This is a genomic window from Streptococcus sp. HMSC034B05 (assembly GCF_001809055.1).
In the GTDB taxonomy this organism is placed as follows: domain Bacteria; phylum Bacillota; class Bacilli; order Lactobacillales; family Streptococcaceae; genus Streptococcus; species Streptococcus constellatus.
Genome location: NZ_KV795612.1, coordinates 152,109 through 175,201 on the forward strand (window position 1 = coordinate 152,109; position 23,093 = coordinate 175,201).

At 38.3% G+C, this 23,093-nt stretch carries 23 protein-coding genes and 1 pseudogene; 18 read left to right on the forward strand and 6 right to left on the reverse strand.

The genetic code is table 11. The features are described from left to right. Positions 1-18: 18 nt before the first annotated feature. The 10 genes and pseudogenes from HMPREF2542_RS06010 (at position 19) to ftsY (ending at position 11,328) form a co-directional block, all read left to right on the forward strand. Positions 19-351 carry a hypothetical protein gene (locus tag HMPREF2542_RS06010; protein WP_049481080.1) on the forward strand — a complete coding sequence of 111 codons (333 nt, stop codon included), beginning with the start codon at positions 19-21 and terminating at the stop codon, positions 349-351. 300 nt (positions 352-651) lie between these two features. Next, complete coding sequence (gene yycF, locus HMPREF2542_RS06015; protein WP_003035055.1) at positions 652-1,353, forward strand: response regulator YycF; 702 nt, start codon at positions 652-654, stop codon at positions 1,351-1,353. Then, entirely contained in the window at positions 1,346-2,698 is a 1,353-nt protein-coding gene (gene vicK / locus HMPREF2542_RS06020) for a cell wall metabolism sensor histidine kinase VicK (RefSeq protein WP_037596825.1), read from the forward strand. The genes yycF and vicK overlap by 8 nt, the downstream gene beginning before the upstream one ends. A 1-nt stretch (position 2,699) precedes the next feature. Next, complete coding sequence (locus tag HMPREF2542_RS06025) at positions 2,700-3,503, forward strand: MBL fold metallo-hydrolase (RefSeq protein ID WP_003068695.1); 804 nt, start codon at positions 2,700-2,702, stop codon at positions 3,501-3,503. A 33-nt stretch (positions 3,504-3,536) separates the two neighbouring features. Next, positions 3,537-3,850: pseudogene (locus HMPREF2542_RS10000) on the forward strand (DUF454 family protein). A gap of 135 nt (positions 3,851-3,985) precedes the next feature. Then, complete coding sequence (gene rnc / locus HMPREF2542_RS06030) at positions 3,986-4,684, forward strand: ribonuclease III (protein ID WP_003068697.1); 699 nt, start codon at positions 3,986-3,988, stop codon at positions 4,682-4,684. Continuing rightward, positions 4,675-8,208 carry a chromosome segregation protein SMC gene (gene smc, locus HMPREF2542_RS06035; RefSeq protein ID WP_058669626.1) on the forward strand — a complete coding sequence of 1,178 codons (3,534 nt, stop codon included), beginning with the start codon at positions 4,675-4,677 and terminating at the stop codon, positions 8,206-8,208. Before rnc ends, smc begins: the two co-directional genes overlap by 10 nt. A gap of 1 nt (position 8,209) precedes the next feature. Continuing rightward, positions 8,210-9,004 carry a Cof-type HAD-IIB family hydrolase gene (locus HMPREF2542_RS06040; RefSeq protein ID WP_003025135.1) on the forward strand — a complete coding sequence of 265 codons (795 nt, stop codon included), beginning with the start codon at positions 8,210-8,212 and terminating at the stop codon, positions 9,002-9,004. Next, positions 9,004-9,816, forward strand: a complete 813-nt coding sequence (locus tag HMPREF2542_RS06045) for a Cof-type HAD-IIB family hydrolase (protein WP_003068700.1) — start codon at positions 9,004-9,006, stop codon at positions 9,814-9,816. The genes HMPREF2542_RS06040 and HMPREF2542_RS06045 overlap by 1 nt, the downstream gene beginning before the upstream one ends. A 12-nt stretch (positions 9,817-9,828) precedes the next feature. Continuing rightward, positions 9,829-11,328, forward strand: coding sequence for a signal recognition particle-docking protein FtsY (ftsY, locus tag HMPREF2542_RS06050; protein WP_058669625.1), 1,500 nt, complete (start codon positions 9,829-9,831; stop codon positions 11,326-11,328). 52 nt (positions 11,329-11,380) lie between these two features. On the opposite strand, the gene zwf is transcribed toward ftsY, so the two are convergent. The 5 genes from zwf to HMPREF2542_RS09795 form a co-directional block, all read right to left on the reverse strand. Next, a complete protein-coding gene (gene zwf / locus HMPREF2542_RS06055) occupies positions 11,381-12,868 on the reverse strand; it encodes a glucose-6-phosphate dehydrogenase (protein ID WP_006270712.1) in 1,488 nt (495 codons plus the stop codon). A gap of 47 nt (positions 12,869-12,915) precedes the next feature. After that, entirely contained in the window at positions 12,916-14,280 is a 1,365-nt protein-coding gene (locus HMPREF2542_RS06060) for an MFS transporter (protein WP_070484542.1), read from the reverse strand. A 114-nt stretch (positions 14,281-14,394) separates the two neighbouring features. Beyond that, positions 14,395-15,210, reverse strand: a complete 816-nt coding sequence (locus tag HMPREF2542_RS06065; RefSeq protein ID WP_049492054.1) for a TIGR03943 family putative permease subunit — start codon at positions 15,208-15,210, stop codon at positions 14,395-14,397. Continuing rightward, the gene (locus HMPREF2542_RS06070) at positions 15,207-16,112 is read right to left on the reverse strand and encodes a permease (RefSeq protein ID WP_049492056.1); all 906 of its coding nucleotides are present in this window, start codon (positions 16,110-16,112) and stop codon (positions 15,207-15,209) included. Before HMPREF2542_RS06070 ends, HMPREF2542_RS06065 begins: the two co-directional genes overlap by 4 nt. Next, a complete protein-coding gene (locus tag HMPREF2542_RS09795) occupies positions 16,109-16,249 on the reverse strand; it encodes an SPJ_0845 family protein (protein WP_102989260.1) in 141 nt (46 codons plus the stop codon). Before HMPREF2542_RS09795 ends, HMPREF2542_RS06070 begins: the two co-directional genes overlap by 4 nt. Before the next feature lie 120 nt (positions 16,250-16,369). Between HMPREF2542_RS09795 and HMPREF2542_RS06075 the strand changes: the two genes are divergently transcribed. From HMPREF2542_RS06075 to HMPREF2542_RS06110, 8 genes are all read left to right on the forward strand, one after another. Continuing rightward, positions 16,370-18,499 (forward strand): Tex family protein, encoded by a 2,130-nt coding sequence (locus HMPREF2542_RS06075; protein WP_070484546.1) that lies wholly within the window; start codon positions 16,370-16,372, stop codon positions 18,497-18,499. Beyond that, positions 18,486-18,935 carry a SprT family protein gene (locus tag HMPREF2542_RS06080; protein ID WP_070484549.1) on the forward strand — a complete coding sequence of 150 codons (450 nt, stop codon included), beginning with the start codon at positions 18,486-18,488 and terminating at the stop codon, positions 18,933-18,935. Before HMPREF2542_RS06075 ends, HMPREF2542_RS06080 begins: the two co-directional genes overlap by 14 nt. Positions 18,936-19,039: 104 nt before the next feature. Then, positions 19,040-19,312, forward strand: coding sequence for a PspC domain-containing protein (locus HMPREF2542_RS06085; protein WP_037591159.1), 273 nt, complete (start codon positions 19,040-19,042; stop codon positions 19,310-19,312). A gap of 49 nt (positions 19,313-19,361) precedes the next feature. After that, positions 19,362-19,883: an NUDIX hydrolase gene (locus tag HMPREF2542_RS06090; RefSeq protein ID WP_070484553.1), complete on the forward strand. Its 522-nt coding sequence runs from the start codon at positions 19,362-19,364 to the stop codon at positions 19,881-19,883. Positions 19,884-19,993: 110 nt separating this feature from the next. Continuing rightward, the gene (hprK, locus tag HMPREF2542_RS06095; protein ID WP_003068730.1) at positions 19,994-20,926 is read left to right on the forward strand and encodes an HPr(Ser) kinase/phosphatase; all 933 of its coding nucleotides are present in this window, start codon (positions 19,994-19,996) and stop codon (positions 20,924-20,926) included. After that, positions 20,919-21,692: a prolipoprotein diacylglyceryl transferase gene (gene lgt, locus HMPREF2542_RS06100; protein WP_070484555.1), complete on the forward strand. Its 774-nt coding sequence runs from the start codon at positions 20,919-20,921 to the stop codon at positions 21,690-21,692. Before hprK ends, lgt begins: the two co-directional genes overlap by 8 nt. Positions 21,693-21,709: 17 nt before the next feature. Then, positions 21,710-22,093, forward strand: coding sequence for a DUF948 domain-containing protein (locus tag HMPREF2542_RS06105; RefSeq protein WP_020997853.1), 384 nt, complete (start codon positions 21,710-21,712; stop codon positions 22,091-22,093). 15 nt (positions 22,094-22,108) lie between these two features. Continuing rightward, complete coding sequence (locus HMPREF2542_RS06110) at positions 22,109-22,582, forward strand: YtxH domain-containing protein (protein WP_020997852.1); 474 nt, start codon at positions 22,109-22,111, stop codon at positions 22,580-22,582. Positions 22,583-22,671: 89 nt separating this feature from the next. On the opposite strand, the gene HMPREF2542_RS06115 is transcribed toward HMPREF2542_RS06110, so the two are convergent. After that, the gene (locus tag HMPREF2542_RS06115) at positions 22,672-22,959 is read right to left on the reverse strand and encodes a DUF3270 domain-containing protein (RefSeq protein ID WP_020997851.1); all 288 of its coding nucleotides are present in this window, start codon (positions 22,957-22,959) and stop codon (positions 22,672-22,674) included. Between the last annotated feature and the right edge of the window lie 134 nt (positions 22,960-23,093).

Below are 23,093 nucleotides of genomic sequence, written 5' to 3' on the forward strand. Positions count from 1 at the left end.
GACCAGTGAGGTAAGAAAATGCGGCGTGCTCTTCCTTTCTTAGCTATATTACTCTTTTTCTATTTATTATTTGATGTCATTGTTCAGATGATACCGATGGACGAATTGTTACGAAAGAGTTTGGTGGTGAATAATCTTCTTGTTTATTCACCACTGGCAACATTCTTTGTGGCAGCTATTTATGCAGGTTTGTACGGTTTTTCTCGTCGTTTCGTGCTTTTAGCGACGTTGATGTTTTTTGTGACTATTTTGACCTTTGGTGAATGGATTTTACTATATCATGTGGCTTATTTTATATGTTTATTAGTGGGGACGCTGCTGGGTTATGGAGTATTTCGCTGGAGAAAGTGAGATAAATGATCACTAAGCAGTTGGACATTTGCTCCTTTAGGAAGTTACTACAGTAGCAGTGAAAAGTTAAGATCATTGCAGCGTGTCTTGGAATCTTTTCATAAAAATTTAATGAATGGTCTAAGACTTTTGTCTTGACCTTTTTTGATATTCAAAAGAACGCCCTATCGAAGAGAATGTGTTATATTTTTAACATATTTGTTCTAAAATTGTAAAGTAAAGAAATACTGTTTTATGGGTTGAATTGGTAAATTTTAAGGAAATTTTGGTATAATGAAAAGATAGAAAAAGGTGAATAAAATGAAAAAAATATTAGTTGTAGATGATGAGAAACCAATCTCAGATATTATAAAATTTAACATGGTAAAAGAAGGTTATGAAGTAGTGACAGCCTTCAATGGTCGTGAAGCATTAGAGATGTTTGAAGCAGAACGTCCAGATATTTTGATTTTGGACTTGATGTTGCCTGAACTGGACGGCTTAGAGGTGGCGCGAACGATTCGGAAAACGAGCAATGTTCCCATCATCGTTCTTTCTGCCAAAGACAGTGAATTTGATAAAGTCATTGGTCTCGAAATCGGAGCAGATGACTATATGACAAAGCCGTTTTCTAATCGTGAGTTACAGGCGCGTGTCAAAGCTATTTTGCGTCGCACAGATTTGACAATTGAAAATCAAGAAGCAGAAGCTGCTCCGACAGAAATTGTGATTGGAGATTTGCAGATTTTGACCGATGCTTTTGTCGTGAAAAAGCATGGTGAAGAATTGGATTTAACACACCGTGAGTTTGAATTGCTACACCATTTGGCCACGCATATCGGGCAAGTAATGACGCGTGAACATCTACTAGAAACGGTGTGGGGATATGATTATTTTGGAGATGTTCGGACTGTTGATGTGACAATTCGCCGTTTGAGAGAGAAGATTGAGGATATTCCTAGCCGACCAGAGTATATTTTAACACGGCGCGGTGTTGGATATTATATGAGAAACAATGATTGATAATATTAGACAATTTGTTGTATCAAGGGATTTTGTTTTTGTCTTACTTATTTTAGGATTTATTTTGGTCATTACGCTGCTCTCCTTGGAAAACAGACGTGATAATATTCGTATTCGCCGATTGAATCAAAAAGTGAAGGATTTAATCGCGGGAGATTATTCAGAAGTTTTAGATATGCAAGGTGGTCCGGAAATTACTGATATTACAAATAGTATCAATGACTTATCTGAGGTAATTCGCCTAACGCATGAAAATTTAGAACAAGAAACCAAACGCTTGTCTAGTATTTTGTCCTATATGACAGATGGCGTTCTTGCGACCAATCGTCGTGGGCAGATTATTATGATTAATGATATGGCGACCAAGCAATTGGGAGTCAAAGAGTCTGAAGCACGAAAGATGAATATCTTAAAATTGTTGGATGTTGAAGACGAATATGATTTACGAGACTTGATTACGAAAGTTCCAGTGTTGACCATTGATTCGCAGGATGAAAATGGAGAGTTTTTAAGTTTACGTGTCCGATTTGCCTTGATTCGTCGAGAGTCAGGCTTTATTTCAGGGCTGGTTGCTGTGCTGCACGATACAACGGAGCAGGAGAAAGAGGAGCGTGAGCGGAGACTATTTGTTTCCAATGTTAGTCATGAATTGCGTACTCCCTTGACTAGTGTCAAGTCTTATCTGGAAGCATTAGATGAAGGTGCCTTGTCAGAACCAGTCGCACCAGATTTTATTAAGGTTTCATTAGATGAAACCAATCGGATGATGCGAATGGTTTCAGACTTGCTGAGTTTGTCACGTATTGACAATGCTACCAGTCATTTGGATATTGAGCTGACGAATTTTACAGCTTTTATCACGTTTATTTTAAATCGTTTTGACAAAATCAGAAGTCAGAATGATGATAAAAAATATGAAATCATTCGTGATTACCCCATTAACTCTATTTGGGTCGAAATTGATACAGATAAGATGACACAGGTTATTGATAATATCATCAATAATGCTATTAAATATTCTCCTGACGGCGGTAAGATCACAGTGAGTATGAAAACAACCGAGACCCAAATGATTTTGTCTATATCAGATGAGGGCTTAGGAATTCCCAAAAAAGATTTACCGAAAATTTTTGACCGCTTCTATCGTGTAGACAAAGCAAGAAGTCGTGCACAAGGTGGATCCGGATTAGGTTTAGCTATTGCTAAGGAAATTATTAAGCAACATCACGGATTTATCTGGGCAAAGAGCGAGTATGGCAAAGGCTCAACCTTTACTATTGTCCTGCCTTATGATAAGGAAGCTGTCAAAGATGATGATTGGGAAGAAGATGAATTAGAAGGGTAGCATGAACGAGAAGGGATTTAAGTACAGTATTTTAGCGTCAGGTTCTACTGGCAATTGTTTCTATTTAGAAACCCCAAAGAAGAAGTTGCTGATTGACGCCGGCTTATCTGGAAAGAAAATTACCAGTTTGCTGAGTGAAATTGATCGTAAGCCAGAGGATTTGGATGCTATTTTGGTGACGCATGAACATAAAGACCATATTCATGGTGTGGGTGTTTTAGCACGGAAATATCATTTAGATATTTATGCTAATCAAGATACTTGGAATGCTATGGAAACAGCACTTGGAAAGATTGATGTCAGTCAGAAGCATATTTTTGAAATGGGAAAAACGAAAACATTTGGTGATATTGATATTGAAAGTTTTGGGGTCAGTCATGATGCGGTTGCACCACAATTCTATCGATTGATGAAAGATGACAAAAGTTTTGTTTTGCTGACGGATACTGGTTATGTCAGCGATCGGATGGCAGGAATCATTGAAAATGCAGATGGCTATTTGATTGAATCAAATCATGATATTGAAACCCTGCGCAGTGGTACTTATCCTTGGAGTTTAAAGCAGCGAATTTTGTCTGATCAAGGGCATTTGTCGAATGATGATGGTGCTGAAACTATGATTCGCACTCTAGGGATACGGACAAAGAAAATCTATCTAGGACATCTCAGCAAGGAAAATAATACTAAAGAATTGGCTCATATTACAATGGTCAATCAATTGGCACAGGCTGATTTGGCAGTTGAGCATGATTTTCACATTTATGATACCTCACCAGATACGGCAACTCCATTGACTGATATTTAGGAGAGTCAATGTGAATTTTTATTTAATCATTTCATTGCTTTCACTGCTTTGGGGGCTGCTCTTGTTGAAGCTCTCCTTTTACTGCTGTCTGTTGTTTGTTTTTCACGCAGTTCTAAGCGGTTTGAATAATGGTTGTACCACACTAAGTTGTATCAAATTTATGTAGCAGACTTTCGTGAAACAGGAGTTATTGCTTATGCGCGGAAAAAAGAATTCTCATTTTTATTTATATTCTAATGGGAATTTCAATCTTCTTTGCACTAATTATTTGAGTCAAACTTGCTTTGGTGGGACTCACTCTTTTTATAACTTACTATTTATTCAAAGTTATTCCAGATAAGGAATGAAAATTCATTTCATCTCTAGTGAACTTTTACTATCAAATTCTTGGTATCGTTGGAGTATCAAGGATTTTTTTGATATAATAATAGAGAATTTGTTTTCGTTTTAAAAGAAAAAAGTTCTTCTTGAAAGGAGAAAAAATGAGAGATTTACATAAAGTTTTGAGTAAGCAATTTGGAATTGTCTTCCAAAATGAGAGGTTGTTGGAAACAGCTTTTACTCATACTAGCTATGCTAACGAGCACCGCCTCTTAAACATTTCACATAATGAGCGCTTGGAATTTTTAGGAGACGCTGTTCTGCAATTATTGATTTCAGAATATCTGTATAAAAAATATCCGAAGAAACCAGAAGGAGACTTATCAAAACTCCGCTCGACGATTGTGCGTGAAGAAAGTTTAGCTGGCTTTAGTCGAGATTGTCAGTTTGATCAATTTATCAAATTGGGTCGTGGCGAAGAAAAATCAGGTGGTCGCAATCGTGATACCATTCTCGGCGATTTATTTGAGGCCTTTTTAGGTGCCCTTCTGTTAGATAAGGATGTGGAAGCCGTTAAGAAATTCCTTTATCAAATCATGATTCCAAAAGTGGAAGCAGGAGACTTTGAGCAGGTGATTGATTACAAGACCAAGCTACAAGAACTGCTCCAAGTCAATGGTGATGTTGATATTGTCTATCAAGTTATCTCTGAGTCTGGTCCAGCTCATGCTAAAGAATTTGATGTATCTGTGTCAGTAGATGGCAGAGTGGTTGGGCAAGGGCAAGGTCGCTCTAAGAAATTAGCAGAGCAGGAAGCTGCAAAAAATGCGTTTGAAAAGGAAAATTATTCATGTATTTAAAAGAAATTGAAATTCAAGGTTTCAAATCTTTTGCAGATAAGACTAAAGTTGTTTTTGACCCAGGAGTGACTGCTGTCGTTGGGCCAAATGGATCAGGAAAGTCTAATATCACAGAAAGCCTGCGTTGGGCGCTGGGAGAATCTAGTGTTAAAAGCCTTCGTGGTGGCAAAATGCCAGATGTTATTTTTGCGGGTACGGAGAGCAGAAAGCCGTTAAATTATGCTTCAGTTGTGGTCGTATTGGATAATAAAGATCGTTTCATCCAGCAGGCTGCAGATGAGATTCGTGTAGAACGCCATATTTATCGCAGTGGAGACAGTGAGTATAAAATTGATGGCAAAAAAGTGCGCTTGCGAGATATTCATGACTTGTTTATGGATACTGGACTTGGACGAGATAGTTTTTCTATTATCTCTCAAGGAAAGGTAGAAGAGATTTTCAACAGTAAGCCAGAAGAGCGCCGTGCTATTTTTGAAGAAGCAGCTGGAGTGTCGAAATATAAGACCCGCCGTAAGGAAACCGAAAGCAAGCTAACTCAAACACAGGATAATTTGGATCGTTTGGAAGACATTATTTTTGAGCTAGATAGTCAAGTAAAGCCGCTTGAAAAGCAAGCTACGGTAGCTAAGCAATTTTTGAAATTAGACGAAGAACGGCGAACTCTTTATTTGGATGTATTGATTGCCCAGATTGTCGAAAATAAAATGCGGCTGAATACAACGGAGGGACAGCTAGCAGGCATTCAGCAGGATTTATCTGCTTATTACAATAAGCGAGATCAGCTGGAGCAAGAAAATGCTCTTCTAAAAGAAAAACGACATGCTTTGCAAAAACAAATGGCAGATGATCAAGCAAGTCTATTGGAATTAACACGTTTAATCAGTGATTTAGAACGTCAAATTGAAGTTTCAAAATTGGAGTCTAGTCAAGCTGCCAGCAGTCGGAAAGAAACTGAAGAACGTTTACAGGGACTAGAAGAAAAACGAGCTGTGGCTCAAAAAGAATGGCAGGAAAAAAATGAGCAACTGATCGATTTTTCGAAAGAGTTAGAACAAAATCAACAGGCTATTCATAAATTGGAAGCTGAAATTGAGACTTTTTCGAATAATCCCGATCAGATGATTGAAAAATTACGTGGCAAATTTGTCCAATTGATGCAAGAAGAAGCAGACTTGTCAAATGACTTAACTGCTTTGGAAAGCCGTTTAGCCAATGAATTGCAATTATCTGAAAACAAGCAAGCAGAGTTTGCCAAGTTACAAGAGAATTTAAAAAATATACAAGCAAACGAGCAGAGTCAACTAGAAGATTTGGAAACAGCTCGACAGTTGGTTCAGCAGTTGTTGGTAGATTACCAGGAGCAGCTTAAGAGAGTTCAAAGTGTGAAAGAAGATTATCAACAAAATCAAGCAGCAATGTTTGATATGATGGATGATGTAAAGAATAAAAAGGCACGCATTGGTAGTTTAGAAGCTATTTTAAAAAATCACAGTCATTTCTATGCTGGGGTAAAAAGTGTGCTGCAAGAAGCAGATCGATTAGGTGGAATTATTGGGGCTGTCAGCGAGAAATTGAGCTTTGACCCACATTATCAAACGGCACTTGAAATTGCGCTTGGAGCAAGTAGCCAGCATATCATCGTTGAAGATGAGCCGGCAGCGACACAGGCAATAGAATTCTTGAAGCGCAATCGAACAGGACGGGCGACTTTTTTGCCATTAACAACGATTAAAGCACGCCATTTGCCAGATCATCATCGAGCGATCATTGAAAAGAGTACTGGTTTTCTTGGTCTAGCTTCATCTTTGGTGCGTTATGATATGAGTTTAGAGCATATTTTCCAAAACTTGCTGGGAACGACAGCGATTTTTGATACGATAGAAAATGCCAGAGCAGCTGCTCGCAAAGTTCGTTATCAAGTACGAATTGTTACGCTGGATGGAACAGAGTTGCGAACAGGTGGTTCTTATGCGGGTGGTGCTCATCGGAATAACAATACGATTTTCATCAAGCCGGAGCTGGAAGCTTTGCAAAAGGAACTTTCTGAGAAGAATGTGATCTTAGCAGAACAAGAGAAGAGAGTGGAAGATTTGCACACGCTGTCAATTCAATCCACGAATCTTTTGGAAGAAATAAAAACAGATGGCGAGGAAGCACGGTTAGCCGAACAAAAGGCTCAATTTGCCTATGAGCAAACACACAAACAAGTTGAAGATTTATCTGAGCTTCTGACTTTGCAAGAACGCGAGCTATCTCGCGAGGTGCTTCCTGACATGGCAGAACAAAAAGAAACACTAATCAGGCGTCTTGCAGAGATTGAGCAGGAAAAAACAGAAACAGAAACAGAAATTGAACAGATTAAGTCAGATAAAGACGCTGTTCAAGCGCGTCTAGATAAATTAACAGCACGCTTATCTGATCTTCGTTTGGCTCGTACGGAAGTGACAGGTCATCAGCGTTATGTTCAGGCAGATCTCACCCGTTTATCTCATGAACAAGCTGAATTGGATAAAGAGATTTCAACTTTACAATTCTTGATGGAGCAAAAGGAAGAGACGGTTGCAAAAGTAGATATTGCTATCTTAGAAGAGCAGTTAGCAAAGGCAATGCAAGAAAAGACAGCTTTGAGTCAAGCAAGCATTCGTCATCAGTTTGAGTTGGACGATTTGGAAGGTCAAACCGAAGACATTACGAGTCATTTGGAACAAGTGCGCCACCAAAATGAAGATTTAATTCGCAAACAAGCCAAAACAGAAGCTGAAAAAGATAAGGTTGCAGACGTCCTTCGTCGTCTTCTGACGAATTTGACAGATGATTATCAAATGTCTTTTGATGAAGCTAGCAAACAGTCTCACCCACTAGAAAATCTAGCTGTTTCTGAAACCAAGGTCAAGGACTTAGAAAAAGCTATTCGGGCACTAGGCCCAGTCAATCTTGATGCGGTAGAGCAATTTGAAGAAGTCAGTCAACGCCTCCATTTCCTCAATACTCAGAGAGATGACGTACTCTCTGCGAAAAATCTGCTTTTGGATACCATCGAAGAAATGAATGATGAAGTAAAAGAACGCTTCAAAACAACTTTTGAAGCAATTCGTGAGAGTTTCAAGGTGACTTTCAGACAGATGTTTGGCGGTGGTTCAGCTGATTTGATTTTGACCGAAGGTGATCTTCTGACCGCTGGGGTAGAAATCTCAGTACAACCACCTGGTAAGAAAATTCAGTCGCTCAATCTGATGAGCGGAGGAGAAAAAGCTCTGTCAGCTTTGGCATTACTCTTCTCCATTATCCGTGTCAAAACGATTCCATTTGTCATTTTGGATGAGGTGGAAGCTGCACTTGACGAAGCCAATGTCAAACGTTTCGGAGACTATCTCAATCGTTTTGATAAGGACAGCCAGTTTATTGTGGTGACCCATCGTAAGGGAACAATGTCTGCAGCGGATTCTATCTATGGAGTGACCATGCAAGAATCTGGTGTGTCAAAGATTGTTTCCGTTAAATTAAAAGATTTAGAAAGTATGTAAAATGAATATAAAATTAGTTGCAACAGATATGGATGGCACCTTTTTAGATGACAAAGGTCAGTTTGACATGGTTCGACTTAAGAACTTATTGCTTCGTTTTAAAGAAAAAAGTATCTATTTTGCAGTAGCCAGTGGACGCGGTTTGCTGTCATTAGAAAAGCTATTTGAGGATGTGCAAGATGAGATTATCTTCATTGCTGAGAATGGTAGTTTGGTAGAATTTCGTGGAAAAGATCTTTATGAAGCAACAATGTCTAAGGATTTTTATCTATCAGCTTTTGAGAAATTAAAAACATCTCCATATATCAATATCAATGAATTGCTTCTGACAGGGAAAAAAGGTTGTTATGTCTTGGAGACAGTTGATCCAGCTTATTTAGCTTTCAGCACTCATTATAATGAAAATATCCAAAAAGTTGCTCGCTTGGAGGATATTACAGATGAAATTTTCAAATTTACCACCAACTTTTCTGAAGAAACAGTTGCTGCTGGTGAAGCTTGGGTTAATCAACACGTTCCTGGTGTCAAAGCCATGACAACAGGCTATAAGTCAATTGATATTGTTCTAGACTATGTGGATAAAGGAGTTGCTATTGTTGAATTAGCGAAAAAGCTAAATCTTGAGATGGATCAGGTCATGACATTTGGAGATAATCTGAATGACCTACACATGATGCAAGTTTCTGGTTATCCTATTGCCCCTGAAAATGCTCGTCCAGAGATTTTGGAAGTAGCCAAAGAGGTCATCGGACACCATGCAGCGCATTCAGTCATGACTTATATGGAGGGCTTATAATGGTAGATATAAAATTGATTGCTCTAGACTTAGATGGAACATTGCTAAATTCTGACAAAAAAATTTCTGCTCGAAATTTAGCAACTCTTAAACTGGCACAAGAACAAGGAATCAAGGTTGTTTTAACGACTGGTCGACCTCTTAAAGCAATGGAACTTTTCTTAAACGAATTGGGTGTTGCTAATCAAGAGGATGAATACACCATTACTTTTAATGGTGGTTTGGTGCAACGCAACACAGGTGAAATTCTTGATAAAACAGTTTTTGCTTATGATGATGTGACCCGTATTTTTGAGGAAACAGAAAAGTTGGGCTTGCCGTTAGATGCGATTTGTGAAGGGACTGTTTACCAAATCCAGTCAGATCATGAGTCGCTTTATCAAACTTGTAACCCTGCTTTAACATTTGAGTCTGTTTCATTTGCAGATTTATCTAGCCAACAAACTTATAATAAATGTGTGACAGCTTATGCACCAGATCTACTTGATCGTGGTATTGCTCAATTTTCGTCTGACTTATTTGACAAATATGAAATTTTTAAGTCACGTGATATGCTGTTAGAATGGTCTCCAAAGAATGTTCATAAGGCAAATGGCTTAGAAAAATTGATTAGTCATTTAGGAATTGAACAAAGTGAAGTCATGACTTGCGGAGATGAAGCAAACGACCTATCTATGATAAAATGGGCAGGGCTTGGTGTAGCTATGCAAAATGCAGTAGCAGCAGTCAAAGAAGTTGCCAATGTGGTGACGCCGATGACGAATGATGAAGATGCTGTTGCTTGGGCTATAGAAAAATATGTACTGAAATAAAGGAGGAATCTGATGGGGTTATTTAATCGCCTTTTTGGTCGCCAAAAAGAAGAAAAACCAGTTGAAAATATTCTTGAAGAAGCTGTACCAACAGTACCAGAGGATAATCAAGGAAAGAATCTAGAAATAGCAGAAAAGGATTCTGTAGAGAATGCGCAATCTGAGAATCTAGATGAACAAAAGCTCCAGACAGAACTAAAAGAACGGCTTGCTGAGGATAAAACGCGTCTTGAAACCATTCAAGAAAAAGTAGAAGAAATAGACTCGGATATGGTCGAGACAGAAGCAAGGATAGAGTCAGATGAAAGAGATTCACAAGTTCCAGAAAGCCATGCCTTGCAAAGTGAAATGGCAGATTCACAACCCGTAAACAAAGAAAAATCTTTTTCTCAGACTCTAACCCAGCAAGCAGGTGCTGCTGATTTACAGGCTCGTTTAGTGGAAGCTAGACGACTACAAGCAGAACAAGAAAAAATGAGGCAACTGGACGAAGCGAATGCAGCAAGTGCAGAAACAATCTCGGAAAACTTTTCTAGCCTAACATCAACTAATGAAGCAGTTGATGCAAATTCATCTATTCAGGAAGAAACGGTTCAGGAAAAGTATGACCGCAGTCTCAAAAAGACGCGGACAGGATTTGGAGCCCGCCTTAATGCTTTTTTTGCAGCTTTCCGTTCTGTAGATGAGGAATTTTTTGAAGAGTTAGAAGAACTCTTGATTACGAGTGATGTTGGGGTGCAAGTTGCCTCCAATCTGACTGAGGAATTACGCCAAGAAGCTCGCCTTGAAAATGCTAAAAAACCAGATGCCCTTCGTCGGGTCATCATCGAAAAGTTAGTAGACATCTATGAAAAAGACGGTCAATTTAACGAAAAAATTAATTTACAAGACGGTCTGACAGTTATGCTTTTTGTAGGTGTGAATGGAGTTGGAAAGACCACTTCCATCGGGAAATTGGCTTATAAATATAAACAAGCTGGCAAAAAAGTTATGTTAGTTGCAGCAGACACTTTCCGTGCAGGAGCTGTTGCTCAACTGGTGGAATGGGGACGTCGAGTAGATGTTCCTGTTGTGACAGGTCCAGAAAAGAGTGATCCAGCTAGTGTTGTTTATGATGGCATGGAGCAAGCAAAGGATGAAAATGTAGATATTCTCATGATTGATACAGCTGGACGTTTGCAGAACAAAGATAATCTCATGGCAGAGTTGGAAAAAATTGGACGAATTATTAAACGGGTAGATCCTGTTGCGCCGCATGAAACTTTCTTAGCTCTGGACGCTTCGACGGGACAAAATGCCCTTGTTCAAGCGAAGGAATTTTCAAAGATTACGCCAGTAACGGGGATTGTTTTGACAAAAATTGATGGAACTGCGCGTGGTGGTGTCGTTCTTGCAATCCGCCAAGAACTCGATATTCCAGTTAAACTGATTGGATTCGGAGAAAAAATTGACGATATTGGAGTATTTAACTCTGAAAACTTTATGAAAGGGCTCTTGGAAGGATTGGTATAAGAAAAAAGACTTGCAATTCATTCATTTTGCAAGTCTTTTGCATATATTTACGTTAACCCAATCGTCCTTCTTTGCGATAGGTTTCGTCTGGTTGCCAATTCCAATGAGCTTCAAATTGGTTAAGGAGATCAAAGCTAGCTTTGGGTCCCATAGTACCTGATTTGTACTGATGAAGAGGGACTTCGTTGTTTGCCCACAGGGATTCAATGCGATCAATCAATTCCCAGCTAGAACGTACTTCGTCCCAATGGCTGAAATTGGTTGAGTCATTGTTTAGCACATCGTAGATGAGCTTCTCATAAGGTTCTGGTGATGCGCCAGAAGCGGTTGCATCTGTACGATAATCAAGTGTCAGCGGAGCTAAGTTAAATTGCTCGCCTACTTCTTTGCCATTCATGCTAAGTGAAAATCCTTCAGTCGGCTGAATGTAAATCGTCAGTACATTTGGTTGAAGCGAGGAGCCGAAAATAGATTCTATTTGTTTGAAAACAATGTTGACATGGGTTCCTTTGGCAGTGAGACGTTTTCCAGTACGAAAGAAGAATGGCACACCACGGAAACGATCGCTGTCCACAAAGAACGCACCAGAAACAAAGGTTTCAGTGGTAGACTCTGGCTCAACATTTGGTTCACTGCGATAGGAAATATATTTTTTTCCGTCCACTTTTCCAGAAGTGTACTGACCACGAATGAAGAGTTTTTTCAGGTCATTATCGGTGGATTTGTGCAAGTGCTTGAAAACCTTAATTTTTTCAGCCCGAATGTCATCTTTAGTAAATGCTTTGGGCTTATCCATAGCAAGTAAAGACAGGAGTTGAAGCGTATGATTTTGCACCATATCACGCAGGGCACCTGAATGATCGTAATAGCCACCGCGCTCTTCCACGCCTAACTTTTCCGCAAAGGTAATCTGTACATTGTCAATATAATCACGATTCCAGACATTTTCAAAAAGAAGATTAGCAAAGCGAATGGCAAAAATACTTTGAATCATTTCCTTGCCGAGATAATGGTCAATACGGAAAATCTGCTCTTCGTCAAATGTTGCTAACAAATCATCGTTTAGTTTGCTAGCAGAGGCAAGATCTGTGCCGAAAGGTTTTTCTACAATTAAGCGTTCAAATCCTTTCCCGTCTACAATTTGCTCGGATTTGAGATGTTTGGCAATCGTCCCAAAAAACTGAGGAGCCATGGATAGGAAGAAAAGTTTATTGTGTTCTGCTTGATAGTGCTCATTGAGATGATTTTGTAGTTTTCTTAATTCAATATAATGCTCGGTATCTTGGACATCGTGACTTTGGTAATAGAAATGGCTAGCAAAGTCTTGCGCTTGCTCAGGGCTGTCTGCGAGGTCTGTAATAGACTCAACCACGACAGATTCAAAATATTCCTTGCTCCAAGGTCTGCGAGCAGTTCCGATAACTGCAAAATGTTTAGACAAATTACCAGATCTATACAATCTAAAAAGAGAAGGATAAAGTTTTCTTTTTGCTAAATCTCCACTGGCACCAAAAATTGTAATAATCACTTTTGAAGACATTTTGAACACCTGTTTTCTAATATTTTATTTATTTTATCATAAATTGATTAAAATTTCTGAGTTTTGATAGCTCGAAATAAAGAGTAAAAGAGATAAAAAATAAGGATAACAAGGAAGAACAGGAGTAGAAAGACAAGATGCACACCGGTCGTTGTATTAGGAGATTGATTAACGATTATAGCAGCGATAGCTGTTCCCAAAGCACCGGCAAATGTTTGAGCCGTTTGAAAGAGTGCTGTAGCATCTGGTGATTTCTCACGGCTAATCTGTGAGACAGATAGAGCCATAGTGTTATTGAATGCCATATTACGCCCGATTGTAAAGAAAATATAAGTAAGAATAATCAGTGGTAGCGTTAAGGATTCCGTAAAGAATGCAAAAACGGAAATAGCTAAGAAAAAGAGAAGATTCCCACCATATAAGGAAAGTTTTGCTCCTTTGTTATCATACAATTTTCCTAAAAAAGGTGCTGAGAAAGCTCCCAACATTGTTCCGGGCAGCAGTGCAAAACCAGCAGCAGAGGTAGCTTCGTGTTTTACTAAAACTAAGAAATTAGGAATCAGAAAATTGGCTGATAAATTTGAAAATTGGTAAAGGAAGAACGGAATGATTCCAAGTAAAATAGCTGGATTTTTCAAAATACGAATATCTAAAAAAGGATGTTCCACTGTTAAACTTCTCCAAATGAAAAGTAGAAGTGATAATAAAAAGATGATGACGAAGCTCCAATTAAAACTACCTTCTTCTAAGCTAGAAATCATCATAATAGAAAAAGTCAGTGAAAGTGTAAGAAGCAAGAAAGAAATCCACTCAAAAGGACGTTTTTGTTTATTGGGGGTATTTTCTAAAAAGAAAAATCCTAGAATGAACGAGATGATCGAAACTGGCATGATGAATGTGTAAATCATGTGCCAATCAAACAAGCCAATCATAAAGCCGCCGTAAGTTGGACCAATTGCAGGTGCTAGGCTGATCACTAGCCCAGTCAGTCCCATATAAAAGCCAATTTGACTGCGTGGAATCCGTTCTACAATCAAGTTAAACATTAACGGTATGGCTATTCCAGTGGCAGCGCCTTGTAGAATCCGCCCTAGCATTAGTAGGGCAAAATTAGGAGCAAGCATCGCCACACCATTTCCGAATGTAAAAGTAACTAGGCTAGTGAAGAGAATTTTTCGTTCAGACCAGTTGTGTGCTAGTGTGGCTCCGAGTGTAATCGTAATGGAAACAGCAAGCAAGTAGCCTGTCGTAATCCATTGCAATGTGCCAAGGTCTGTATGAAACACTTTCATAAGATGCGGAAAAGTGACATTCATACTGGTTTCAGAAAGAATTCCAGCAAAAGCAATTAGTGCTGTGGCAAAAATGGATAGCAAGGTTTTTCTTGAAACAGGTTGGTTGTGTTCTGACATAGTATCTCCTAAAATTATAAATCTCTCTTATTTTATCATAATTGCTCAGAAAAGAGCATAATAGGAGACCTAGAGAAATAGTTCTCAGGTCTTCTTTTGTTTATTCAATATGGATTAAAAGACACGATAGACATAAGGATTGCTAGGCTTCTCAACTTTTTTGAAACTATCTACTTCAAGTATTGGCAAGCTTTGTCCTAGTTGTTTATGGTAACGAATCGTAATTTTCCCACTTGCTCTTATCCAGGTATTGTTTTCAAAATGTTCAGTATTTCCAGTTGTAAGAAGTCCATAAACCCCCGAATCGGCGATACAGTGAATAATACCAAAGCGGAACAAAAATTGACTTTTAGCATCACTTGGATCATTATAAACAAAACCGGTAAATTCTAGTCGTTTTCCAGCAAATTCATCTGGATAATCATAAAGAACTTCCATGACCTCCATATAATTTTCATTCGTAACAGAGATGGTATCTTTTTTCAGATATTTTTTGGCGGCTGCTCGCATTTCTTTCTCATAAGCACTTTTAGTGAAATAAGTGCTGGTATCAGGTTTTAGATACTGATTGGTAGTGCCTTCATCAGCTTGAATGTTTTTTGAACTACCGTCAGCTAACGGGAAATGGTAACCTTTAGCAGAAACGGTCGTAGAGTCTAAACTGACTGTTGGAAAGAAGAGAGCCACCAGCAACGGTACGATGAGAAAAGCAATACTAGCAAATTTTGCCGAACGACTCGTCAGATGGCTGTGTACTTTCATTTTTTTCATCCAGACAATGAGCTGGATAATGGCTAGCACGAAAGAAAGAACCATTGAAATATATGCCAAATAAGAAAAATGCATATTGATGTATTGATTGAGCTTGCCAGAAAGTTGCAAATACATGGTAATTTCAAAATAACCAGCTAAAATTAGAAAACGAATCATAGCACTACCCCCACAAGCCAAGAATAAATGACGACAACTAAACTAACAATTCCAATAAATTGCCAGATGAATCGTCCTTTGAGGTAATTTTTCATCATGAGGATATTTTTCACATCTAGCATTGGTCCAATGACGAGAAAAGCCAGAACTGGTGCTAAGCCAAAACTAGAAATGAGTGAGCTTCCGATAAAGGCATCTGCTTCACTGCAAAGTGAGAGAAGAAATGCAAGCACTATCAATAGTAAAATAGCCATAAGTGGTGTTGCACTAATGGAAGTCAGAATGCGTGTAGGTACATAGACTTGGACAATGCTGGCAAAGAGACAGCCAAAGACTAAGTAACGACCTGTATCGAAAAATTCGTCAATAGATTGCACAAACACTTGAAATACTTTCTGCGCTTGATTCAAATGAGAAAAGTCATGCTCATGCCGAATAACTCGATTTTCTTTTTGAATATTTGCAGTATTGAGAAAGCCAAAGAAAATTCCTAGAACAATTGCTACAACAACAGATCCAAAAGCTCTGAGTAACGCCATTTTAAAGGAATTTCCAAAAGCAGAGTAAGTTGCAAAGAGAACGATAGGATTGATAACTGGCGCTGTTACCATAAAAGGCACAGCCGTGTAACTCGGTACTTTCTTTTCCAAAAAGCGATTGATAATAGGGACAATTCCGCATTCGCAAGAGGGGAAAATAAAGCCGATAAACGTACCAAAGAAAATCCGACCCCATTTATTTTTAGGCAGATAGCGATAAACTTTGTCTGGTGTGATATAAACCTCTATAAAACCTGAAATAATGCTCCCAATCAGCACAAAAGGCAGTGCTTCAATAATAATGGAGAGGAAAATCGCACCGGCTTGCAGCACACTAGGCGGCAGTTGATGGAAAAAGTTCATGACTTTTTAGCCTTTTGCTCTTTTTTCATCTTTTTTTCTTTTTCATCAGGAAATTCTACTTTTTCAATTTTAGGTAACGTTGCAAATTCTTCGAACATTTTGTCTAAATCATCTGAACGCGTAAATTTAATAGCCATAGCAGCCTCCTTTTTCTTTTTTACTATTATACTATCATTTTGAAGATTATGGTGAAATAAAGTCACGAGAATCATTATCCGTTTGTGTACTAAGGCTTGGAATGTGGTATAATATTCCTTATGGAAACAAATATTATTGAAATCGCACAAAGTTTAAATGTTAGTCAAAAACAAGTTGAAAAAGTTCTTGAATTGACAGCTGAAGGCAATACCATTCCTTTTATTGCTCGTTATCGGAAAGAGATGACAGGAAATTTAGATGAGGTAGAGATCAAGGCAATTCTTGATTTGGATAAAAGCCTGACAAATCTCAAAGAACGTAAAGAAACAGTGTTAGCTAAGATCGAGGAGCAAGGAAAGCTGACGGATAAATTACGTGCGGCTATTGAAACAGCTGAAAAGTTGGCTGATGTGGAAGAACTTTATCTTCCTTACAAAGAAAAACGTCGGACAAAGGCTACGATTGCGCGTGCAGCAGGACTTTTCCCCTTGGCACGGCTTATATTACAAAATATTAGCAATCTTCAAGAAGAAGCCATTGGTTTAACTAGTGAAGCATTTCCAACGGCAGAAGCGGTTCTATCTGGAGCTGTAGATATTTTGGTGGAAGCCATTTCAGAAGATGCCCAACTGCGTGCATGGACCTATCATGAAATACTGAAAAATTCAAGCATTGTTTCAACTTTGAAAGATGCAAATTTGGACGAAAAGCAAGTATTTCAAATTTATTATGATTTTTCTGAAAAAATTGCGGATATGCAAGGTTATCGGACCTTAGCTTTAAATCGGGGTGAAAAGCTAGGTGTTCTTAAAGTTGGTTTTGAACATAATGTAGAAAAAATCATCCGCTTTTTTGAATTACGGTTTAAGATTAAAAATAACTACATTCATGAAGCAATCCAGCAAGCAGTGAAAAAGAAAATCATTCCAGCTATGGAACGTCGAATTCGAACAGAATTAACTGAAACAGCGGAAGACGGTGCTATTCAGCTATTTTCAGACAATCTTCGTCATCTGCTCTTGATTGCGCCACTCAAAGGGCGCGTAGTACTCGGTTTTGACCCAGCTTTCCGGACAGGAGCTAAGCTAGCAGTCGTAGATGCAACTGGAAAAATGCTGACAACTCAGGTTATCTATCCTGTTCCGCCAGCAAAAGCAGCACAAATTGAAGCTTCTAAGCGAGAACTGTCAGACTTGATTGAACAATTTGGCGTTGAAATTATCGCTATTGGAAATGGAACAGCCAGTCGAGAAAGTGAAGCGTTTGTTGCTGAAGTGCTGAAAACTCATCCCAATGTCAGCTATGTTATTGTAAATGAAAGTGGTGCATCTGTTTATTCAGCTAGCGAATTAGCGCGGCATGAATTTCCTGATTTGACTGTTGAGAAACGTTCGGCTATCTCGATTGCCCGGCGTTTGCAGGATCCGCTTGCAGAGTTGGTTAAAATTGATCCAAAATCAATCGGTGTTGGGCAATACCAGCATGATGTTAGTCAGAAGAAATTATCTGAAAGCTTGGATTTTGTTGTAGATACCGTTGTCAATCAGGTTGGCGTTAATATCAATACTGCAAGTCCTTCTCTTCTCTCTCATGTAGCAGGATTGAACAAAACGATTTCTGAAAATATTGTCAAATATCGTGAAGAAGAAGGTATGATTCATTCGCGTGAAGATATTAAAAAAGTGCCTCGCTTGGGTGCTAAAGCATTTGAACAGGCAGCAGGTTTCTTACGGATTCCCGAAAGTGACAATATTTTAGACAATACAAGTGTTCACCCAGAGAGTTATCCAGCTGTTGAGAAATTATTCCAAATGCTAGCAATTAAAGACTTGAATCAAGATGGTCAGGAAAAATTACAGTCATTGGATGTAGCCAAGGTAGTTACCGACTTGGGAATAGGGGAAGCAACACTTAAAGACATCATTGCAGACTTACTCAAGCCAGGTCGAGATTTACGTGATTCGTTTGATGCACCAGTTCTTCGTCAAGATGTTCTTGATATAAGAGATTTACAAATTGGACAAAAATTAGAAGGTGTTGTACGTAATGTCGTTGATTTTGGTGCTTTTGTGGATATTGGTATTCATGAAGATGGCTTGATTCATATTTCGAAGCTCAGCAACAGCTATGTCAAACATCCAAGTCAAGTTGTCTCTGTCGGTGACTTGGTAACCGTTTGGGTAGATAAATTGGATATAGAAAGAGAAAAGGTCAATCTTTCCTTGGTATCGCCACATGAATCTAACTAACTATGTTAGACAAGTTTCTTTGGAAGATTTTGGCAAGGAATTTCATCATGAAGCTGATTGGAACAAGCGTCTCCTCTCAACGGGCGGACGCTTTTTTCCAAAAGACGGTCATCTCGATTTTAACCCTAAAATCTATGAACAGTTTGGCTTAGAAACCTTCCGAAAAATTGTTCGTCATGAACTTTGTCACTATCATCTTTATTTTGAAAAGAAAGGCTATCGACATAAGGATCGAGATTTTAAGCAATTATTGAAAGCTGTGAACGGTTTGCGCTACGCACCAACTTTATCAAGACAACCAACTGCAAAAATTCTTATTTACCAATGTCTGCATTGTCATGCACAGTACCATAGAAAAAGACGGATCAATACTGCTCAGTATTGCTGTGGCAGTTGCCAAGGAAAACTCATTTTTGTCAGACAGTTGCAGTCTTAATGACTATTTTGGAGAAATAATCAGAAATCCGCCTAGGGACGGATGGCGTGATGACTAAAATGTGCTACACTAGATTTAGTATCAATGAAAGAGGCTAAATGATGATGAAAACAAAATTTTATAAATTACGCCGAAATAGCGCTGTATCAGGAGTCTTGGCTGGTTTGTCTGACAAATTCGGTTTGGACGTTGGGCTTGTTCGCTTTTTATTCGTTTTATTTACTATCTTTAACTTTGGCTTAGGGATTATCATCTATATTATCTTAGCCGCTGTGATGCCTTACAAGGAAGATGTAGAAGAAGAAATGTATGGAACAGGACCTCGTAAGCGCAAAGAAGCAGAAGCTATCAAAGAAGAAGATGGTTGGTTTTGGTGACTATAATAGAACGAGACTTTGTTTATATATGTAAAAAGGGGGTCAGGAAATGGACTCTCTTATTTTTGAAGGAGAAGAGATGGAATATTGGGATGCTTATGATGAGTATCGGGAAAAGGTTGGATATAAATTGCTCAGAGGAGAAGAGATTCCGGAAGGGAAGTACCATCTTTGTGTCAATGTCTTTGTTCGTCATATAGATGGGGAATTTCTCTTAATGCACCGCAGTCCAAAAAAAGAAATTCATCCTAATTATTATGAGTTTGGTGCAGGGGGAAGTGTGCTGGCTGGTGAAGATAGCATGACCGCAGCCTATCGTGAATTGTGGGAAGAAACTGGTCTAATTCCTAGAGAACTACAACTGATTGAGAAAGTGACGTCATCTAACGATCGCTGTCATTTTGATTTTTATGAGGCCATCGTGGCAGAGAAAACGGTGAGGTATCAAGAGAGTGAAACGGATGGTCACATTTGGTTGAAGTCTAGTGAGCTTCTATATTTTATGGATCGGTATCCTGTATTTCAAAATCAAAAACAAATTGTAGAACAAATGATTCAGTCAGAGGATTGATGGGTACTACAGATGTTTGAATCCATTTTCTTTGCAAAATCAAAGATGAAACTCTCTTTTAGTCTGAAAATTTGCTATAATAGATAAAGAAATTATCAAAGGGGAAAAATATGGCTGTAAGGATCAAAGATCTATTAAAAAAAGTCAGATTAAATGTGGTTTATGGTGATGAGAAAATGTTGGAAAAAGAGATTACAACATCTGATATTTCTCGTCCTGGACTTGAAATGACAGGTTATTTTGACTATTACACACCAGAACGTATCCAGCTAATGGGAATGAAAGAATGGTCTTACTTGATGAAGATGACCTCTCACAATCGCTATCAGGTTTTACGGAAAATGTTTGAACGAGACACTGTTATGATTGTGGCGCGTGATCTGAAAGTACCTGATGAGATGTTGAAGGCTGCAAAGGAAAATAAAATTGTTGTTCTCAGCAGCCGCACACCGACGAGTCGTTTATCAGGTGAAATTTCTAGCTATCTAGATTCACGTTTGGCTGAACGAACCAGTATTCATGGCGTTCTAATGGATATTTATGGCATGGGTGTTCTGATACAAGGTGATAGCGGAATTGGAAAAAGCGAAACTGGACTGGAGCTAGTTAAACGCGGGCATCGTTTAGTCGCAGATGACCGTGTGGATATCTACGCGAAAGATGAAATGACTCTCTGGGGTGAGCCAGCTGAAATTTTGCGCCATTTACTTGAGATTCGTGGCGTTGGGATTATTGATGTTATGAGCCTTTATGGGGCAAGTGCTGTAAAAGATTCATCACAGGTTCAGTTGGCTGTTTATCTGGAAAATTATGATGTCAATAAAACGTTTGACCGCTTGGGAAACAATGGTGAGGAGTTTGAAGTATCAGGTGTAGCGATTCCAAGAATCCGCATTCCTGTGAAAACGGGTCGCAATATTTCGGTAGTGATTGAATCGGCAGCGATGAATTACCGCGCAAAAGAAATGGGCTTTGATGCAACGAAGACTTTTGAGGAACGCTTAACCAATCTTATTAGTAAAAATGAGGTGGCTCATGATTAATCCAATTGCATTTAAGATAGGGTCTTTTAGTATTCGTTGGTATGCGATTTGTATTGTGACAGGTTTGATTTTAGCTGTCTATCTAGCTATGAAAGAAGCACCAAGGAAAAAGATTATTCCAGATGACATTCTTGATTTTATTCTTGTTGCATTTCCTCTGTCGATCGTTGGGGCTCGCATTTACTATGTCATTTTTGACTGGAACTATTATGCTAAAAATCCTGCTGAGATTTTTGCTATTTGGCACGGGGGAATTGCTATTTATGGTGGTTTAATTACTGGAGCGATTGTCTTATATTTCTTCTCCCAACAAAAATTTATTAACACACTAGACTTTTTAGATATTGCTGTTCCAGGTGTAATGATTGCTCAAAGTCTTGGGCGTTGGGGCAATTTCTTCAACCAAGAGGCTTACGGAGCGATTGTTAAACGTTTGGATTACTTGCCAAGTTTTATGCGCAACCAAATGTATATTGATGGGCATTATCGGCAACCAACTTTCCTTTATGAGTCGGTTTGGAATTTGTTAGGATTTGCTTTAGTGATGGTTGCGAGAAGAAAGAAAAATTTCCTCAAACGTGGAGAAATGACTGGATTTTATCTTATTTGGTATGGAATAGGTCGCATGGTGATTGAAGGCATGCGAACAGATAGTCTCATGTTTGCGGGCTTGCGTGTGTCACAATGGTTGTCTGCTGTTCTAGTGGTCGCAGGAATTATTCTTATCATTTACCAAAGAAAAAAAGTAGATACCCCTTATTATTAAAAAGTTAGGAGAAAAAGATGCTTGAAATTGCTTATAGTTTAGTGGCCCTTGCTTTGATTGCTTTGATTGTTTACACGATTTTCTTAGTCAGGAAAATCTCAACTGTCGTTGATGAAACAGAAAAAACAATTCAGGTATTGACAACGGATGTCAATGTGACACTCTATCAGACAAATGAATTGTTAACTAAAGTGAATGTTTTAGCAGATGATATTAACGGGAAAATGACAACAATTGATCCACTTTTCACTGCAGTTGCAGATTTGTCAGAGTCAGTTTCAGATTTAAATGATTCTGCTCGTCATTTGAGTAAAAAAGCTGCTACAGCAGGTAAAAATAGTGTAAAAGCTGGCACAACTTTATCGATCTTACGGATGATTACAAAACTATTTAAAAAATAAGAAAGAAGGTTTATTATGGGTAAATTTTCATCAATCCTTTTAGGAACACTCTCTGGAGCAGCTGCAGCTGTATTCCTCACTAGTAAAAAAGGAAAAGAAGTGACAGTCAAAGTTTCTGATTTCATGAATGAGGTCAAAGAAAATCCAGAGAATGTTAAAGATCAAGTAGTACAAAAAGCCAATCATTTCTCTAATCAAGCTGTCGAAGTTGTCAACCAAGCTAAAGAAAAGGTTGAGAGTGGAGAAATTACAGGTGAAACAATTCTTGGCTCTGTTAAAGAAGCGACGACACAAGTAGTTGAGTTTTCACAAGAGAAATTTCAAGAATGGCGAGAAAAAATGGCGCCAGAAGGGATTTCACCAGAAGAATTAAAAAAAACTGCTCCAGAATCAGCAGAAAAAGAAGATTCTCCTGAGGACATTGTCATTGATTTGACAGAAACTGAGGAAACAGAAATGGAAAACGAAGATAAAAAAATTGAGGATTAATACCTCAATTTTTTTATCTGTTTAACTGAATCGATTTGCATCACAATAAAAACAGTGCCTTTGAAAAAGCAGGCACTTCAATCCCAAAACTATTTATTTCTTTTTCGACGAATAAATGTTTGCTGCACTTTGATACACACTAAGCTAACAGCGATTGCCAAAGTAAAGGCTAGAAATGTATTTACTTTAATTGACAAAAACAAAAAACTAAACAAAACTGTCAAGATACAAAATGTAGCAATATTGACAAAAAATAGCAATTCTTTCAGATTTGGATTTGTTTTTGCTTCAGGAATATAATCTTGATAAAGGGGATATTGTTCTTGTTCTAGATAAGCGTAGTCCTCTTGATAGGACTGATATTTTCTTGCGGTCATGTTCTCTCTCCTTACAGTACTCTCTTATTTTACCATGATTTCAATTAGATAAATATTACATAACGATTACAAAACGGCTAAAAATGCTTTTCAATTTAAAAAATAGAAGTGAAATCAAAAATGTGGTATAATTT

Bases quoted from the DNA above. Each gene is read 5' to 3' on its own strand.
- HMPREF2542_RS06010 (WP_049481080.1), top strand. From the start codon at position 19: ATGCGGCGTGCTCTTCCTTTCTTAGCTATATTACTCTTTTTCTATTTA.
- yycF (WP_003035055.1), top strand. From the start codon at position 652: ATGAAAAAAATATTAGTTGTAGATGATGAGAAACCAATCTCAGATATT.
- vicK (WP_037596825.1), top strand. From the start codon at position 1,346: ATGATTGATAATATTAGACAATTTGTTGTATCAAGGGATTTTGTTTTT.
- HMPREF2542_RS06025 (WP_003068695.1), top strand. From the start codon at position 2,700: ATGAACGAGAAGGGATTTAAGTACAGTATTTTAGCGTCAGGTTCTACT.
- rnc (WP_003068697.1), top strand. From the start codon at position 3,986: ATGAGAGATTTACATAAAGTTTTGAGTAAGCAATTTGGAATTGTCTTC.
- smc (WP_058669626.1), top strand. From the start codon at position 4,675: ATGTATTTAAAAGAAATTGAAATTCAAGGTTTCAAATCTTTTGCAGAT.
- HMPREF2542_RS06040 (WP_003025135.1), top strand. From the start codon at position 8,210: ATGAATATAAAATTAGTTGCAACAGATATGGATGGCACCTTTTTAGAT.
- HMPREF2542_RS06045 (WP_003068700.1), top strand. From the start codon at position 9,004: ATGGTAGATATAAAATTGATTGCTCTAGACTTAGATGGAACATTGCTA.
- ftsY (WP_058669625.1), top strand. From the start codon at position 9,829: ATGGGGTTATTTAATCGCCTTTTTGGTCGCCAAAAAGAAGAAAAACCA.
- zwf (WP_006270712.1), bottom strand. From the start codon at position 12,868: ATGTCTTCAAAAGTGATTATTACAATTTTTGGTGCCAGTGGAGATTTA.
- HMPREF2542_RS06060 (WP_070484542.1), bottom strand. From the start codon at position 14,280: ATGTCAGAACACAACCAACCTGTTTCAAGAAAAACCTTGCTATCCATT.
- HMPREF2542_RS06065 (WP_049492054.1), bottom strand. From the start codon at position 15,210: ATGATTCGTTTTCTAATTTTAGCTGGTTATTTTGAAATTACCATGTAT.
- HMPREF2542_RS06070 (WP_049492056.1), bottom strand. From the start codon at position 16,112: ATGAACTTTTTCCATCAACTGCCGCCTAGTGTGCTGCAAGCCGGTGCG.
- HMPREF2542_RS09795 (WP_102989260.1), bottom strand. From the start codon at position 16,249: ATGGCTATTAAATTTACGCGTTCAGATGATTTAGACAAAATGTTCGAA.
- HMPREF2542_RS06075 (WP_070484546.1), top strand. From the start codon at position 16,370: ATGGAAACAAATATTATTGAAATCGCACAAAGTTTAAATGTTAGTCAA.
- HMPREF2542_RS06080 (WP_070484549.1), top strand. From the start codon at position 18,486: ATGAATCTAACTAACTATGTTAGACAAGTTTCTTTGGAAGATTTTGGC.
- HMPREF2542_RS06085 (WP_037591159.1), top strand. From the start codon at position 19,040: ATGAAAACAAAATTTTATAAATTACGCCGAAATAGCGCTGTATCAGGA.
- HMPREF2542_RS06090 (WP_070484553.1), top strand. From the start codon at position 19,362: ATGGACTCTCTTATTTTTGAAGGAGAAGAGATGGAATATTGGGATGCT.
- hprK (WP_003068730.1), top strand. From the start codon at position 19,994: ATGGCTGTAAGGATCAAAGATCTATTAAAAAAAGTCAGATTAAATGTG.
- lgt (WP_070484555.1), top strand. From the start codon at position 20,919: ATGATTAATCCAATTGCATTTAAGATAGGGTCTTTTAGTATTCGTTGG.
- HMPREF2542_RS06105 (WP_020997853.1), top strand. From the start codon at position 21,710: ATGCTTGAAATTGCTTATAGTTTAGTGGCCCTTGCTTTGATTGCTTTG.
- HMPREF2542_RS06110 (WP_020997852.1), top strand. From the start codon at position 22,109: ATGGGTAAATTTTCATCAATCCTTTTAGGAACACTCTCTGGAGCAGCT.
- HMPREF2542_RS06115 (WP_020997851.1), bottom strand. From the start codon at position 22,959: ATGACCGCAAGAAAATATCAGTCCTATCAAGAGGACTACGCTTATCTA.